14 protein-coding genes are annotated in these 15,756 nt (G+C 68.4%); 4 read left to right on the plus strand and 10 right to left on the minus strand.

The annotated features are described in order from the left end of the window. Nucleotides 1-67 precede the first annotated feature (67 nt). On the plus strand, nt 68-1,150 hold the full coding sequence (gene pheS / locus ACTVZP_RS11360) for a phenylalanine--tRNA ligase subunit alpha (RefSeq protein ID WP_443212263.1): 1,083 nt from the start codon (nt 68-70) through the stop codon (nt 1,148-1,150). A 32-nt stretch (nt 1,151-1,182) separates the two neighbouring features. Next, nucleotides 1,183-1,899, plus strand: a complete 717-nt coding sequence (locus ACTVZP_RS11365; protein WP_443212264.1) for a hypothetical protein — start codon at nt 1,183-1,185, stop codon at nt 1,897-1,899. A 227-nt stretch (nt 1,900-2,126) separates the two neighbouring features. Here ACTVZP_RS11365 and ACTVZP_RS11370 read toward each other — a convergent pair whose 3' ends face one another. After that, complete coding sequence (locus tag ACTVZP_RS11370) at nt 2,127-2,282, minus strand: hypothetical protein (protein WP_443212265.1); 156 nt, start codon at nt 2,280-2,282, stop codon at nt 2,127-2,129. A 137-nt stretch (nt 2,283-2,419) separates the two neighbouring features. Between ACTVZP_RS11370 and pheT the strand changes: the two genes are divergently transcribed. After that, nucleotides 2,420-4,837, plus strand: a complete 2,418-nt coding sequence (gene pheT, locus ACTVZP_RS11375; RefSeq protein ID WP_443212266.1) for a phenylalanine--tRNA ligase subunit beta — start codon at nt 2,420-2,422, stop codon at nt 4,835-4,837. A gap of 136 nt (nt 4,838-4,973) precedes the next feature. Here pheT and ACTVZP_RS11380 read toward each other — a convergent pair whose 3' ends face one another. Beyond that, nucleotides 4,974-5,624 (minus strand): DUF1523 family protein, encoded by a 651-nt coding sequence (locus ACTVZP_RS11380; protein ID WP_443212267.1) that lies wholly within the window; start codon nt 5,622-5,624, stop codon nt 4,974-4,976. Nucleotides 5,625-5,631: 7 nt separating this feature from the next. Next, a complete protein-coding gene (locus ACTVZP_RS11385; protein ID WP_443212268.1) occupies nt 5,632-5,901 on the minus strand; it encodes a hypothetical protein in 270 nt (89 codons plus the stop codon). Nucleotides 5,902-6,020: 119 nt separating this feature from the next. Here ACTVZP_RS11385 and ACTVZP_RS11390 point away from each other — a divergent pair, with 119 nt between their 5' ends. After that, nucleotides 6,021-7,289 (plus strand): acetylornithine deacetylase/succinyl-diaminopimelate desuccinylase family protein, encoded by a 1,269-nt coding sequence (locus ACTVZP_RS11390; protein WP_443212269.1) that lies wholly within the window; start codon nt 6,021-6,023, stop codon nt 7,287-7,289. A 113-nt stretch (nt 7,290-7,402) separates the two neighbouring features. Here ACTVZP_RS11390 and panC read toward each other — a convergent pair whose 3' ends face one another. The 7 genes from panC to ACTVZP_RS11425 all read right to left on the minus strand — a co-directional run bounded on the left by panC (nt 7,403) and on the right by ACTVZP_RS11425 (nt 15,754). Beyond that, entirely contained in the window at nt 7,403-8,245 is an 843-nt protein-coding gene (panC, locus tag ACTVZP_RS11395) for a pantoate--beta-alanine ligase (protein WP_443212270.1), read from the minus strand. Further along, nucleotides 8,242-9,075: a 3-methyl-2-oxobutanoate hydroxymethyltransferase gene (gene panB / locus ACTVZP_RS11400; RefSeq protein WP_443212271.1), complete on the minus strand. Its 834-nt coding sequence runs from the start codon at nt 9,073-9,075 to the stop codon at nt 8,242-8,244. The genes panC and panB overlap by 4 nt, the downstream gene beginning before the upstream one ends. Nucleotides 9,076-9,334: 259 nt before the next feature. After that, nucleotides 9,335-10,066: a L,D-transpeptidase gene (locus tag ACTVZP_RS11405; RefSeq protein ID WP_443212311.1), complete on the minus strand. Its 732-nt coding sequence runs from the start codon at nt 10,064-10,066 to the stop codon at nt 9,335-9,337. A gap of 519 nt (nt 10,067-10,585) precedes the next feature. Further along, nucleotides 10,586-12,754, minus strand: coding sequence for an esterase-like activity of phytase family protein (locus tag ACTVZP_RS11410; RefSeq protein WP_443212272.1), 2,169 nt, complete (start codon nt 12,752-12,754; stop codon nt 10,586-10,588). Nucleotides 12,755-12,837: 83 nt separating this feature from the next. Then, the gene (locus ACTVZP_RS11415; protein WP_443212273.1) at nt 12,838-14,043 is read right to left on the minus strand and encodes a M24 family metallopeptidase; all 1,206 of its coding nucleotides are present in this window, start codon (nt 14,041-14,043) and stop codon (nt 12,838-12,840) included. A 330-nt stretch (nt 14,044-14,373) separates the two neighbouring features. After that, complete coding sequence (locus ACTVZP_RS11420; protein WP_443212274.1) at nt 14,374-14,742, minus strand: 2Fe-2S iron-sulfur cluster-binding protein; 369 nt, start codon at nt 14,740-14,742, stop codon at nt 14,374-14,376. 223 nt (nt 14,743-14,965) lie between these two features. Beyond that, the gene (locus tag ACTVZP_RS11425) at nt 14,966-15,754 is read right to left on the minus strand and encodes an amino acid ABC transporter ATP-binding protein (protein WP_443212275.1); all 789 of its coding nucleotides are present in this window, start codon (nt 15,752-15,754) and stop codon (nt 14,966-14,968) included. Between the last annotated feature and the right edge of the window lie 2 nt (nt 15,755-15,756).

The following is a 15,756-nucleotide window of genomic DNA, read 5'->3' on the forward strand; positions in this document are numbered from 1 at the left end:
GAACCTCCTGCTCTGGACAAACCGACCCTCTGCCGATAGCACGCCGTCACCTGCACCGGAGGCTGACATGACCGCGCTCGACACGCTCAGAGGCAAATATATCGAGGCCATCGCCAGCGCCGCCGACGAGGCCGCGCTCGAGGAGGTCCGTCTGGCTGCCCTGGGCAAGAAGGGCGAGATCAGCCTGAAGATGCGCGAGCTGGGCCAGATGTCGCCCGAGGAGCGCCAGACCACCGGCGCCGCGCTGAACCGCCTGCGGGACGAGATCGACGCAAGCCTGCGCGCCCGCAAGCAGGGGCTGGCCGATGCGGCGCTCGATGCGCGGCTGAAGACCGAATGGCTCGACGTGACGCTGCCCGGCCGGCCGCGCCGCGCAGGCACGATCCACCCGGTGAGCCAAGTCATGGCGGAACTGACCGCGATCTTCGCCGACATGGGCTTCGCCGTGGCGGAAGGCCCGCAGGTCGAGAGCGACTGGTTCAACTTCGACGCGCTGAACATCCCGCCCGAGCATCCGGCCCGGCAGGAGCACGACACCTTCTTCATGGCGCGCGCCGAGGGCGACGACCGCCCGCCGCACGTCCTGCGCACCCATACCTCGCCGGTGCAGATCCGGGCCATGCAGGCGCAGGGCGCGCCGATCCGGGTGATCGCGCCCGGCCGCGTCTACCGCATGGACATGGACCAGACCCATACGCCCATGTTCCACCAGGTCGAGGGGCTCGCCATCGACCGCGACATCTCCATGGCCAACCTCAAGTGGGTGCTCGAGGAATTCTGCCGCGCCTTCTTCGAGGTGCCGTCGGTCGAGCTGCGCTTCCGCGCCTCGCACTTCCCCTTCACCGAGCCCTCGGCCGAGGTCGACATCCGCTGCTCCTGGGAGGGCGGACAGCTCAGGATCGGAGAGGGTGAAAGCTGGCTCGAGATCCTGGGCTCCGGCATGGTGCATCCCAAGGTGCTCGCGGCCGCGGGCGTGGATCCGGACATCTGGCAGGGCTTCGCCTTCGGCATGGGCATCGACCGCATCGCCATGCTGAAATACGGCATCCCCGACCTTCGCGCCTTCTTCGAGAGCGACCTGCGCTGGCTGCGTCACTATGGCTTTGCCGCTTTGGACATGCCCGATCTGGCCGGGGGCCTCAGCCGCTGATACCCTGACCGGATCTTGTAAAGGGTCCAGCCATGGTTACCGTACATCAAATCGTCACTATCCAGAACGTCATCGCGGCGACCCTCGTCGTCTGGTATTTCGCCGCGATCTACTATCTCGAGCTGCGCCGCCAGTTCCGCTATCCCGAATATCCCGCCGCCCGGCGCTATCCGATGTGGCGGAAGCGGTTCCAGCTGTACGGCCAGCTTCAGGCGAATTCGCCCGGCAACGTCACCGACCGCAGCCCCGAGGCGCAGGAGGTGCTGCAGTCCTTCCTCCGCAAGACCGAAATCCGCAGCGCCACGCTCGTGGCCCTCTGGGCGGTCCTTCTGGGGGCCGAGCTCACGCTCGCCTTCTCGATCCCGAGCTGGCAGCCCGGTCGGCTCCTCCTGATCGGGCTCGCCGTCTGCTGCGTGCCCTTCGTGCTGCGGCTGGGCTTCGGCCTGTCGCAGGTCGACCAGATCGAGACGCACCGGGTGCTGACGAACAGCGCCGACGATGCGACCGCCGCCAGCCGTCTGCAGGACCAGCTGATCGAGGATCTCTACCGCAAGGAGCTGGCCTTCCGCTTCTCTGCGCAGGGCTTCCGGCTGATGCTGCTGGTGCTCGCCATGCTGACGGTCGGCTATCTCTCGACCTATATCGACTGGGCCGCCGTTCGCGCGCACCTGCCCGAGCTCACGATGCCGCGCTTCGCGCTGCCCGAGCTGAGCCTGCCGGCGCTGACGCTGCCGAAGATCGGCTTCTGATCCGCCGCTCCGGGCGCCTCCCGCGCCCGGAGCCTTACGGCCCGGCTGCGCCCGAGAGCGCCGGCTTGTGGAGCCTCGTCCAGCACCGCGACGTGGCGTGGCAGATCCGCCGACCGAAAAGCGGCTGGTGCAGACGACGCTCCGAACCTTGCACCGATTGCCGCTTTCCCGAATGTCCACCCCGTCTCTGAACGGGAGGCCCGGGTGTCTGACCATCCCCGATCCTTCTACGGCAAGGCAACCATCGCGGCGGCATCGTGCCGCGCACTCACGCCGTGGAGATCCTGCAGCCAGAGCAGCGCCATCAGCCCCATCAGGAGGCAGAGGCGCATCATGCCAACGGAGCGGCGGCGGTCGGCGGGGAGAGCGAGCCAATGGTCCATACTTCCCGCTAGCACCGGATTACGAAGAAAAGGTTGACGTCCACCTGCGTCGCAGCCGAGCGGCGCGTCCCGCGGCCTTCCCCTTCCCGTCCGTTTGCGCTAAGGCCCGGACCGCAACCAATTCCGAGGGGCGCCCGATGAAATTCACCCTGTCCTGGCTGAAGGATCACCTCGAAACCGAGGCCCCGCTCGACCAGATCGTGACCGCCCTCACCGACCTCGGCCACGAGGTCGAGGGCGTCGAGGATCCGGCCAAGGTGCTCGGCGCCTTCCGGATCTGCCGCGTGATCGAGGCGCAACCGCATCCGAATGCCGACCGCCTCCGCCTTTGCCGGGTCGAGACCTGGCCGAAGGGCCCCGACGCGCCTTCCGAGGAGGTGCAGGTGGTTTGCGGCGCACCGAATGCCCGCACTGGCCTCGTGGGGGTCTTCGCCCCGGTGGGAACCCATGTCCCGGGCACCGGCGTGGATCTCAAGCCCGGCGTGATCCGTGGGGTCGAGTCGAACGGCATGCTTTGCTCGGAGCGCGAACTGATGCTGTCGGACGATCACGACGGGATCATAGACCTGCCCACGGATGCGCCGATGGGGATGCGCTTCATCGACTACAAGGGTGTGAACGACCCGGTGATCGAGGTGAAGATCACCCCGAACCGTCCCGACGGCCTGGGCGTCCGCGGCCTCGCGCGCGACCTCGCGGCCCGCGGCCTCGGCCGGCTGAAGCCGCTGACCATCGAGCCGGTGCCCGGCCTCTTCCCCTCGCCCGTCTCGGTGACGATCAGCGACGAATTGAAGGTGAAGGGCTGCCCGCTCTTCGCCGGGCGCACCATCCGCGGCGTGAAGAACGGCCCCTCGCCTGACTGGCTGCAGGCGCGGCTGCGCGCGGTGGGGCTGCGCCCGATCTCGACGCTCGTGGACATCACCAACTACTTCACCATCGGCCTGAACCGCCCGCTCCACGTCTTCGACGTGGCGAAGATCACGGGCGGCCTGCGCATCCATGCAGCAGAGGGCGGCGAGGAGCTGCTGGCGCTCGACGGCAAGACCTATACGCTCCGGGCGGGCCAGATGCTGATCTCGGATGCCGAGCAGCCGGAGTCGCTGGCGGGCATCATGGGCGGCGAGCTGTCGGGCTGCACCGAGGAGACGACCGAGGTCTTCCTCGAGAGCGCCTACTGGGATCCGATCACCATTGCCGCCACGGGGCGCGCGCTGAAGATCGTCTCGGATGCGCGCTACCGCTTCGAGCGCGGTGTGGACCCGGCCTTCACCCTGCCGGGGCTGGAACTGGCCACCCGGATGATCCTCGATCTCTGCGGCGGCGAGGCCTCGGAGGTGGTGATGGACGGCGCCGTGCCGGACACATCCCGCGCCTACCGCTTCGACCCGAAGCGCGTAGTGAGCCTCGTCGGCATGGAGATCCCCGAGGCCGAGCAGCGCGCGACGCTCGAGGCGCTCGGCTTCACGCTGGACGGCGAGATGGCTGCGCCGCCCTCCTGGCGGCCGGACGTTCAGGGCGAGGCGGATCTGGTGGAAGAGATCGCCCGCGTTGCATCCCTCACGAAGCTTCAGGGCAAACCCCTGCCCCGCGCGCAGGCGGGCGTGCCGAAGCCGATCCTGACGCCTCTGCAGGTGCGCGAACAGGCGGCGCGGCGGACGCTGGCGGCGCTCGGCTACAACGAATGCGTGACCTACAGCTTCATCGACGAGACGGCGGCGAAGCTCTTCGGCGGCGGCACGGATGCGGTGCGGGTCGAGAACCCGATCTCGTCCGAGATGACCCACCTGCGCCCTGACCTGCTGCCGGGCCTGCTGCGCGCGGCGGCCCGCAACCAGGCGCGCGGTTTTGCCGACGTGGCGCTCTGCGAGATCGGGCCGGTCTTCACGGGCGGCGAGCCGGGCGAGCAACACCTGCAGGCGACGGGCCTGCTGGTTGGCGCCTCGGCACCGCGTGATCCCTTCGGCTCGCGCCGCCCGGTCGATGTCTACGATGCGAAGGCCGATGCCGAGGCGGTGCTCGCCGCCGTGGGCGCGCCCGCGAAGATGCAGGTGAGCCGCAAGGTGCCGGGCTGGTGGCATCCGGGCCGGTCGGGCGTGGTGGGCCTCGGGCCGAACGTGCTCGCGACCTTCGGAGAGGTCCATCCGAGGATCCTGCGCGAGATGGACGTGAAGGGGCCGGCGGTGGCCTTCACGATCCTCGTGGCCAATGTCCCGCTGCCGAAGGTCAAGACGCCGACCCGCCCTGCGATGAAGCTGTCGGACCTGCAGGCGGTCGAGCGCGACTTCGCCTTCGTGGTGGATGCCTCGGTCGAGGCGCTGACACTGGTCAATGCGGCGCAGGGCGCGGACAAGGCGCTGATCGAGAGCGTCCGGGTCTTCGATCAGTTCACGGGCGAGAAGGCCGAGGCACAGATGGGTGCGGGCAAGAAGTCGCTTGCGCTGACCGTGCGACTGCAGCCGACGGACAAGACGCTGACCGACAAGGATATCGAAGCCGTGTCGGCCAGGATCGTCGAGAAGGTCTCGAAGGCCACCGGCGCGACGCTGCGCGGCTGAGGATCTCGCCAAACGAGGAGGCGCCGGAGTCCAAGGGACCCCGGCGCCTCTTGTCTTTCAGGGTGCACCGCGCGTCGTGCCCGATGAGCTTGCGCCGCGCGGCCATCGGCCCCCGGTCGCACCACGACGGCGCGGGCTAGCTTTTCAGCGAGCGCATCCAGGCCTTGAACCGGCCCACGTTGGTGCGGGTGCGCTTGCGCGCCATCCCCGACTCGCGGTCCCATGCGTCTCCCATGTCCTCGAGCGCAGGATCGATCGTGCGTTCGCGGAACTGCATCCACATGCCGCGCACGAGGATCAGCAGCCCGCCCAGAACGATGAAGAAGAAGATGTTGAACCAGGGGATCACGGAAACCTCGGGGCTGTCCACCGGACGCAGCTTCACCGCGTTGGGGAACATGCTCATGAGCTGGACCCGCCAGCCGTAGCGGGTCACGACCACCCAGGTCGGGTCGGCGGCCGTCGAGGTCAGGTCCTCGGCCTTGGCCTGGATGTCCGAGCTGTTGAACTTGAAGTAGGGCGGCCAGCCCCATTCGGTGTCCTCGTTGCGATAGACCATCGGCGTCCCGTCCGGGAAGATCGCGTAGATCACGTTGCCGAAGGTTGCTCCGGGCTGCGAATCCGCGCCGGAGTTCAGGGTGCCGAAGACCTGCGTGTCGCCCGGATCGATGCGCTGGATGTTGGTGCCAACGATCCGCACCACGTCGTGCCGCGGCAGGTTATAGTGCAGCACCGACAGGACAAGGACTGCTCCCAGCGCCAGAAGAGCCCATTTCAGATAACGCATGACAACCTCACGAGTAATTCAGGGTCCAGAACACGACCGTGAAGATAATGGCCGGCACGATGTAGACGAGCAGGATCAGCTTCTTCCGCAAGCCCTTCTCGTACTTCCTCATGCCTGCCTCGATATAGGCCTCGCGCGCGCCATCGCCATAGCCAGCGTCATACTCCTTCTCCAGCGCCTCGCGTCTGAGCGAGCGGGAGTAGATGGACAGCAGGGCGTAGAAGACCGTCAGCACCACGGCACCGATCAGCGCCACGCGCAGGAATCCGAGGATCATCGCACTCTCCTTCCGGCCGAGGGGGCCGCCGCGCCCTTCTAGCGCGGGGCCAATCGTCGCGGTAGCTGGCAGAAGGCCGCGCTGTTGCCCTCGGGCGGCGGGCGGGGCACTGTGACAGGATGGACGACAGCCGCCTGATCGCCGAAGTCGAGGTCCGCCGCGCCGATCTGGTCGCGCTGGCGCAGGATCTCGTGCGCATCCCCACCCTGAACCCGCCCGGCCGGAACTACCGCGAGATCTGCGAGATGCTGGAGGCACGGCTCTCGCCCCGCTTCGAGGTCGAGCTTGTGCGCGCCACCGGCGCGCCGGGCGACTCCGACACGCATCCGCGCTGGAACCTGATCGCGCGACGCGAGGGTCCGCGGCCGGGCGACTGCGTGCATTTCAACTCGCACCACGACGTGGTCGAGGTGGGCCATGGCTGGACCCGCGACCCGTTCGGGGCCACGGTGGAGGGCGACCGCCTCTATGGCCGTGGCGCCTGCGACATGAAGGGCGGGCTCGCCGCCTCGGTCATCGCGGCCGAGGCCTTCCTCGCCGCCTGCCCCGATTTCGCCGGAAGTGTCGAGATCTCGGCCACCGCCGACGAGGAATCGGGCGGCTTCGGCGGGGTGGCCCATCTTGCCGAGCAGGGACGCTTCGCCCATGTCCAGCATGTGCTGATCCCCGAGCCGCTGCACAAGGACCGGATCTGCCTCGGCCATCGCGGCGTCTGGTGGGCCGAGGTCGAGACAAAGGGCCGGATCGCCCATGGCTCGATGCCTTTCCTCGGCGACAGCGCGATCCGGCACATGAGCGCGCTGCTGTCCGAGATCGAGGCGCGGCTCTATCCGCTGCTCGCCGGCCGCACCACCGCCATGCCGGTAACGCCCGAGGGCGCGCGGCAGTCGACGCTCAACATCAACTCGATCCATGGCGGCGAACCCGAACCCGAGCCGGGCTATACCGGCCTGCCCGCGCCCTGCGTGGCCGACCGGTGCCGGATCGTGATCGACCGGCGCTTCCTGATCGAGGAGGACCTGCCGCAGGTGAAGGCCGAGCTGCACGACCTCGCGGCCCGTCTCGCCGAGACCCGCCCCGGATTTGCGTTCGAGATCCGCGACCTCTTCGAGGTGCAGCCGGTCATGACCGAGCAGGATGCGCCTGTCGTGCGCTCGACCGCTGCCGCCATCGAGCGCGTGCTTGCGCGGCAGGCGGAATACGTCGTCTCGCCCGGCACCTACGACCAGAAGCACATCGACCGCATCGGCAGGCTGAAGAACTGCATCGCCTACGGGCCGGGGCTGCTGCACCTCGCGCACCAGCCGGACGAGTGGGTGGGCATCGGGGACATGCTCGACAGCGCCAAGGTCATGGCGCTGGTGCTTGCAGACCTGCTCGACCGTTAGCTCGCAAGGGTCCGGCCGCGCGGCAGACGCCACGGCCCAGGCGGCTCCCCGCACAGGGAGAGGCCGCAGGCATGGCGGCCTCTTCCGGCCGAAGCGGAAGCCGTGGAACGCCGTCAGACGGCGATGTTGTCGATCAGTCTCACGCCCTCCAGCGTGGCCGCGGCCAGAAGCCGTCCCTCGCCCTCGAGCCGCTCAAGCGGCAGGAGGAGGTCCGCGCTGCGCAGTTCGAGATAGTCCACCGTGTCGAAGCCCGCCGCGAGAACCTCGGCCCGCGCCGTCTCCAGCGCCCGGGCCACCGGCACGCCGGCCCGCATCTCTGCGGCCGCCGCAACCATCGCACGGCAGAGCGCTGGCGCCTGCGCGCGGCCCTCGGGCGAGAGGCGGACGTTGCGCGAGGACATGGCGAGGCCGTCCGCCTCACGCACGGTCGGGCAACCCTCGACGGCGATGGGGATGTTCAGGTCGGCCACCAACCGCTGGACCACCATGAGCTGCTGCCAGTCCTTCTCGCCGAAGAAGGCGCGGTCAGCGCGGGTCATGCCGAAGAGCTTCGCCACCACCGTCGCCACCCCGTCGAAATGGCCCGGCCGGTGTGCGCCCTCCAGCGGCTCGCTGACACCGGAAACCGAGACACTGGTGGCGAAGCCGCGGGGATAGACCTCGTCGGGCGCCGGGGCGAAGATCGCATCCACCCCCACCCCGGCCAGAAGGGCCGCGTCCTGCGCCTCGGTCCGGGGATATTTCTCGAGATCGGCCGGGTTGTTGAACTGCTTCGGGTTCACGAAGACCGTCACGATCACCCGGTCGCAGGCGGTGCGGGCGCGGCGCGCGAGGCTCAGGTGCCCCTCGTGCAGCGCGCCCATCGTCGGCACGACCCCCACCGTGCCGCCCGCCGCCTTCCAGTCCGAGACGCGGGCGCGGAGCTCGGCCACCGTCCGCAGGATCGCGGGTGTCACGGCTGCTTCCCCTTCACCTCGTCGGGGAAAACGTGCTCGGGCGCGGGAAAGCTGCGGGACCGGACCTCGGCCGCATAGGCGGCGATGGCCTCGTCGGCAGACCGGCCAAGCTCGCCGAAGCGCTTGACGAACTTCGGCCGGAAATCGGTAAAGAGACCCAGCATGTCGTCCAGCACCAGCACCTGTCCGTCACAGGAGGCCGAGGCGCCGATGCCGATGGTCGGGATCGCCACGCGCTGGGTGATGCGCCGGGAAAGTCCGTCCGGCACCTTCTCGAGCACGACCGAGAAGGCACCCGCCTCGGCGACCGCCACCGCATCCTCCATCACCCGCTCGGCATCCTCGCCGCGGCCCTGAACCTTGTAGCCGCCAAGCGCATTCACCGCCTGCGGGGTGAGGCCGATATGCGCCATGACCGGGATGCCGCGCTCGACGAGGAATCGGATCGTCGCGGCCATGTGCCGCCCGCCCTCGAGCTTGACCGCCGCGCAGCCGGTCTCGGCCATCAGGCGGCGGGCATTGGCGAAGGCCTGCGCCGGGCTCTCCTCGTAGCTGCCGAAGGGCATGTCGATCACCAGCATCGCGCGCGAGGTGCCGCGCGCGACCGCCTGGCCGTGGAGGATCATCATCTCCATCGTCACGCCCAGCGTCGTGGGCAGGCCGTGGACGACCATGCCGAGGCTGTCGCCCACCAGCGTGATGTCGCAATGCGCATCGACGAGGCGGGCCATCGGCGTGGTGTAGGCGGTAAGGCAGACGAGCGGCTCGCCGCCCTTCCGCGCCAGGATGTCGGCCGCCATCACGGGGCGGGCGGAGCTGTTCACGCTCATCGGTCTGGTCTCCTCCCAGAGGAACGTCGGCACCGGGTATAATGGCCAACTGCCGGAAGGGCCAGAAGGCAAGCGTCCGGGGGAAGGCATCTTCTTCAACGGGATGGGCGATGGCGGTCGTCGGCCCTGCACCCGAGAGCGCGCGGCGGCACCGCGCCGAACGCCCTGAAGGTGCTCCTGCAAGGCATCACGGGACTGCGGGGCGGGACGCAGCCCGCTCCCGTCAACTCCGGCTTCGGTCCGCGACGGATCGGCCGTCTCAGCGGGCGGAGGCCGGGACGCCCGAAAGCAGGATCTGCTCTTCTGCCGTCAGCGGCTCGGTCGGTCCCATCGCGATGCGACCGTAAGCGTCGTCATGCACCGGTCCCTCGAGGCGCAGCGAGTCGTCCTCGGTCCGCACCTTGACAGGAGTGCCGAGACTCACGCGATTGTAGAGATCGATCGCATCCTGATTGAAGAGCCGGATGCAGCCCGCCGAGGTCGCATGCCCGATCGAGGCGTTCTGCACGGTCCCGTGGATGCGGAACATGGTGTCGCGCCCACCCCGGTAGAGGTAGAGCGCCCGCGCGCCCAGCGGGTTCTCGAGCCCGCCCGGCAGCCCGGCCGCATAAGGCGCATACATTTCCGGCTGGGTTCGGATCATGTTGGCCGTGGGCTGCCACGACGGCCATTCGCGCTTCCGCTGCACGGTGGCACCGCCGCGGAAGGCGAGACCCGCGCGGCCGACGGCAATGGCATAGCGCATGGCGCGACCGTCCTCGAGCACGTAGTAGAGCCGCCGGGCGAAGCTGTCGACCACGATGGTTCCCGGCCGCTCCGGGCCAGTGTAGACCACCTCCTGCCGCACCGTCTCGGGCGTGAGGTAGCGGACTGGCACCGGCTGAATGAAGAATTCGCCGTCCTGAATTCCGGGATACAGCGGATGCTCCGGCGGGGGCGTCGGCGCGGAAGGCGCCTGCGCGCAGGCGGCGAGAAGGGGCAGAAGCGCCATCAGCGCGTAGGAGAGAATGCGGCCGGTCACGGTCAACCCATCTTTGTGGCGGAAATTGAAGAAGATCGGACATGCCCCGTGCCGCTCCGTCAAGTCCTGCGGGTCAGGAAAGGCGGAAGCGTGGCGCAAGGGGATCACTTCGGCCGGCCGAACGGCCGTCTGATGTGGGACAGCCTTGATCCGATGACGGCAGACAGGCGGGTGCTGGCGCGCGTGCCTCACACGCGGCGAGCAGCCCGCGCCTGAGCATTGCGGGGGATGGCGGTCCCGGCTTGCGCCTCGCGCGGTGACGCGAGCTGTCTTCATTTGGCGTTGACGCCTCGCGCGCGGGGAGCAGCCGCGTTGACCGGCACCATATCCTCGCTACCGTCCGTTGACGCCTCGCGCGGGGGGAGGCCGCGGATTGGCGAGATGGCTCAGGAGCGGGTCAAACCGCTTGCGCCTCGCGCGCTGAGAGCGGCCCCACGGCCGCTCCGCTGATGTGCGGCGGGGCGGGCGCATACGCCCGCCCCGGAGCGGTCAATCCAGCGCGCCGACCTTCCAGAACAGCGTCTCGCCCGAGGAATCGTCGGTGCCGTCGTTGTCGGTGACGAGGAAGGCCTCGCCCGCCGCATCGAAGGCGAAGCCCTCGACCTTGTCGGCGATGTAGCCGTGGAGTTGCTTCAACTCGGGCACGAGATCGCGGACGACCTCCTTCGTCACCACCGGCAGGTCGCCGCCCAGCGGCGCGGGCTCGAGTTCGGACAGGGCCACGCGGGTCAGCTGCTTGGTGGCGCCCCCGTCGGCCACGCGGTTGTCGCGCTCGATGAACCAGACCCAGTCGTCGTGGACGGTGAGCTCGGAGAGGCCCATCCAGGCCCCTTCGGCCGGCGTGTCGAGCGGATAGCGCACCGCGCCCCAGCTTTCGTCCGAGAGGTCATAGGACAGCAGCTTCACCTGCCCCTTCGGGTCGTCCTTCCACTCGCGCTGCACCGCCATCCAGAGCCGGTCGCCGATCTTGGCGATGCCCTCGAGGCCGAAGCGCGTCTCGCCCGCCAGCAGTTCGGCCGGGAACGGGATCTCCTCGTCGATGCGCCCCTTGCCGTCGACGTGGTAGAGTGCATGCGGCACGAGCTTGGCGGCATTGCCTTCCGAGGCGAGCCAGAAGCCGCCCTCGCCGTCCGGGGTGATCCCCTCGAGGTCGAGCTTCTGCGCGGGCGCGCCCATGCGGGTCACGGGGATTGCGTCGGTGATCCGCGCGGGCGTCGCCGTGGCGTCGATGCGGAAGATCGTGGGGGCCATCGAATAGACGCTGTCCGACACCGCCCAGAGCGTGCCCGGCACCTGCGGGTCGCCGGCGAGCGCGGAGAGGGCCCCCCAGCCGATCAGCGGATCGCTGCCCTCCGAGGTGATCGTCGGATAGGCCGCGGCCCCCTCGCCCAGCCGGTAGATCATGACATGGGCGGGTGCGCCGCCGTCCTCGCGCAGGTCGGCCTCGTTGGCGGTGACGAGGAGGTTCCGGTCGGGGATCGCCACCACCCCCTCCGGCGAGATGCCCGAGGGAAGAAGCTGCAGGAGCCGCGGCGCCGCGATGTCGGTCAGGTCGTAGACCGCCACGACCGAGGCACGCTCCGAGACGACGAAGGCCATGGGTGTGCCGTCGAAGGTCGCGACCTCGACCGATTCGATCTCGACGCCCTTCGACTTCGAGCGGTGCTCGGGATAGTGGCCGATGGCGGCGATTGCCCGCTCGAGGTCCGCGCCCGAATCCCAGACCACGCTGCCGTCCCGCGCGAAGATCGTCCAGCCGCGCGCACCGCCCTGCCAGTCGCCCTCGTTGGCGGTGGCGACGTGATCGGTCCCGATCCACTTGAGGCCGTCGGGCTCGCGCAGGCGACCCTGCTGGCTGTCGGTGAAGGAGAGGCGGCCATCCTTCTTCGTGTCGATCCCCTCGAGGTCGGCCGTGCCCGCCGGGAAGTGGCTCACGGTTCCATCGACGCCGACGAGGACGATCTCGTTGTTCTCCTGCAGCGTGAGGGCGATCTCGCCCGCCTCGTTGATCGAGACGAACTCGGGTTCCGGGTCCTCCGGCGCAGTGCCCGCAAGGCCGGTCAGGTCGATCTTCTGCAGGGCGCCGCAATCGGCCTCGCCGCCTTCAAGCGGCAGCTTCACGAGGAAGCCCGCCGGCATCTGCGGCAGTGCGCCGTCGTTCACCTCCTCGTCGCGCTCGTTCTCGATCGCGATGGCGAGGAACGAGCCATCTGGTGCCTTGGCGACCGAATCCGGCTGGCCGCCGAGATCGCAGGTGCCCGTTTCCTTGCGGCTCTCGAGATCCACCGTCACGAGCTTGCCCGACGGGTTGGCATGGCTCTCGGACGTGTTGACGGCGACGAAGGCGCGGTCGCCCGCGATCACCGCGGTGGTGGGCTCTCCGCCCATGTCTATGTTGCCGAGCGGCTTCGGTGCCTCGGGGTCGGTGATGTCGATCAGGCCCACCACGCCCAGGGGGCTGTCGGTGTAGATCAGCGTCATCCCGTCCTCGGACACCGAGATGATCTCGGCCGAGGTGCTGCGCGAGAGATCCTCGCCCTCGGCCATGTTGGCGGTCGTGGCGAAGGTCGCGATGCGGTTGAAGCTGGTCTCGGCCAGCGCCGGCGGCGCCGCGGCCAGCGCAAGGACCGAGGTCATACCGGCAAGTTTCAGGTTCATGGACCACCCCTCTGGACGTTTTGACCGAGGGATGGCCCGCTTTCGCGAAGGCCGCGCGACAGGCGGATGACGGTTCGGTGACGTCAGCCGACGACGTTGAAGCCGGGACCGTAGGGATAGCCGGTGATGTTCTCGTTGCCCTCCTCGGTGATGACGAGGATGTCGTGCTCGCGGTAGCCGCCTGCGCCGGGCTGGCCTTCGGGCAGCGTCAGCATGGGCTCCATCGAGATCACCATCCCCGGTTCGAGCACCGTGTCGATGTCCTCGCGCAGTTCCAGCCCGGCCTCCCGGCCGTAGTAATGCGAAAGCAGCCCGAAGGAATGGCCGTAGCCGAAGGTCCGGTAGCGCAGCAGGTCGCGCTCGGAAAGGAAGGCGTTGATCTTCGTCGTGACCTCGGCGCAGGAGGCGCCGGGCTTCAGAAGCGACATGCCGTATTCGTGGGCGGCGATATTCGCCTCCCAGATCTTCAGGCTGGCCTCGTCCACCTCGCCGAGGAAGAGCGTCCGCTCGAGCGCCGTGTAATATCCCGAGATCATCGGGAAGCAGTTGAGCGAGAGGATGTCGCCACGCCGGAGCACCCGGTTCGTGACCGGGTTGTGTGCGCCGTCGGTGTTCAGCCCCGACTGGAACCAGACCCAGGTGTCGCGGTATTCGGCTTCGGGAAAGCGGCTCGCGATCTCGCGCTCCATCGCGTCGCGGCCCGCCATGGCGATCTCGAGTTCGGCCCTGCCCTCGCGGATCGCGTCGCGGATTGCGTGGCCGCCCACATCCGCCACCTGCGCCCCGTGGCGGATAAGCGCGATCTCGGCCGGAGATTTCACCATGCGCTGCGCCATCGTGCCGGGGGCGATATCCATGCCCCGCTTGGGCTTCAGGAAGGCGTTCAGCTTCTCGGCCTGCACCATGGTCAGTTGGTCGGCCTCGCAGCCGATGGCACGGCCGGTGCCCGTGACCTGCGAGACCGTCCGCCAGAAGTTGTCGCGCTGCCAGTCGGTGTAGGTGATGTTGTCGCCGACGCTCCGCCGCCAGGGCTGGCCCGCGTCGATGCCGGCGCTGACCGTCACGCAGTCGGTGGGCGTCACCACGCAGGCATAGGGCCGCCCGAACGAGCAGTAGAGGAAGCCGGAGTAATAGGCCACGTTGTGCATCGAGGTGAGCACGACGGCGTCGAGCGAATGCAGCTCCATCAGGTCGCGCAGACCCTCGAGCCGGGCCTCGTATTCCTCGGGCGCAAAGGGCAGGGACGCCTTCTCGCCGTTGTGGAAGCGGTAGTTTTCGGGACGTTCCATCTCGGACCTCATCGAAGGGGGTCCGCGTTCAGGGGACCCCGCAAGAGTCCCGGCGTACAGGACGGACACGGGGCGAACCCCGCCGGCGCTGGAAAGCCCTGGCCTTCCCCGCAGCGACGCCATCGCCGCGTGCGCCTTTTCTCGCCCCGAAGCCCTGCCGGGACTGCGGGCCGTGTCGTTTCATCCCGCGCCGCCGTCGTCCTGTCAAGCGGCGCGGGCCAGCCTCCGCGTGGGCGCCTCAGGCGTCGTGCGCAGCGGACCTCAGGCGCCTGCGGTTCGGCCCCCGTGCAGGCGCCTGAGGCGCCCGCACGATGCTGGCCTGCGGGCGCCTCAGGCGCCGCCGGGTTCGCCGGTGAAGGCCACCGTCACGTTTTCGTCGCGCGCGATGAACTGGCAGGCCAGTCGGTAGCGCGGCGGCAGGTCGAGCACCTCGGCGTCAGCGATCTCCTTCGAGGAGATCTTGCCGAGTTCGCGCAGCTTGGCCTTTTCCTTTTCTGTGAGCGTGATCCCCTTGCGCATCGAGGGCTCGTCATAAGTCACCTCGATCAGGCAGGAGGCGCAGTTGCCATCCTTGCACTCGAAGGGGATCGGAATCTTGTGCTCCTCGGCGACGGCGAGAATCGTCTTGGTGTCGCCGGCCACGGCATAGACCGTCTTGGGTCCGTGCATGATCGGCGAGGTGAAGGTGATATTGGCCATGTGTGCTTGTCCCTTCTCTGGGCGCCCGTCCCCTCCTCGCGGGCCGGGCGAGGCTTCTCCCAGGGGAACGATACCAACCTTCCACGTCGGCATGGCCTTACCTGCCGTCGCATCTGCGCCCTTACCGGGAAGCCACGCCTGCACGAAGATCGGGCATCGGGACGAAAAAGGCGTCACCCCTCAGGGTGACGCCCATGAATTCGGCAGATGGGTCCGGCGCGGCTCAGTGGCCGAGAATCTGGCTGAGGAAGAGCTTCGTCCGCTCGGACTTCGGGTTGCGGAAGAACTCGCCCGGCTCGTTCTGCTCGACGATCTGGCCCTGATCCATGAAGATCACGCGGTTCGCCACGGCCTGTGCGAACCCCATCTCGTGGGTCACGCAGAGCATGGTCATCCCCTCCTCGGCGAGTTCGATCATCGTGTCGAGCACCTCCTTGATCATCTCGGGGTCGAGCGCCGAGGTCGGCTCGTCGAAGAGCATGATTCGCGGCTTCATGCAGAGCGACCGCGCGATGGCCACGCGCTGCTGCTGGCCGCCCGAGAGCTGGCCGGGATACTTGTGCGCCTGCTCGGGGATCTTGACCTTCTTCAGGTAGTGCATCGCCACCTCGTCGGCCTCCTTGCGGGGCGTCTTGCGGACCCAGATCGGCGCGAGGGTGCAGTTCTCGAGGATGGTCAGATGCGGGAAGAGGTTGAAGTGCTGGAACACCATGCCGACCTCGGAGCGCACCTTGTCGATGTTCTTGAGGTCCGATGTGAGTTCGATCCCGTCCACGACGATCTGGCCGGACTGATGCTCTTCCAGACGGTTGATGCAGCGGATCAGCGTGGACTTGCCTGAGCCGGAGGGGCCGCAGATCACGATCCGCTCGCCCTTGTGCACGGTCATGTTCACGTCGCGGAGCACGTGGAAGCTGCCATACCACTTGTTCATCTGGCTGATCTGGATGGCGACCTCGTCGCTCACCAGCATGTGGCTGCGGTCGATGCTGCGTTCGATGGCCTCGTTCATGG

It is taken from the genome of Rhodobacter sp. NSM, from assembly GCF_052244495.1.
Classification (GTDB): domain Bacteria; phylum Pseudomonadota; class Alphaproteobacteria; order Rhodobacterales; family Rhodobacteraceae; genus Cereibacter_A.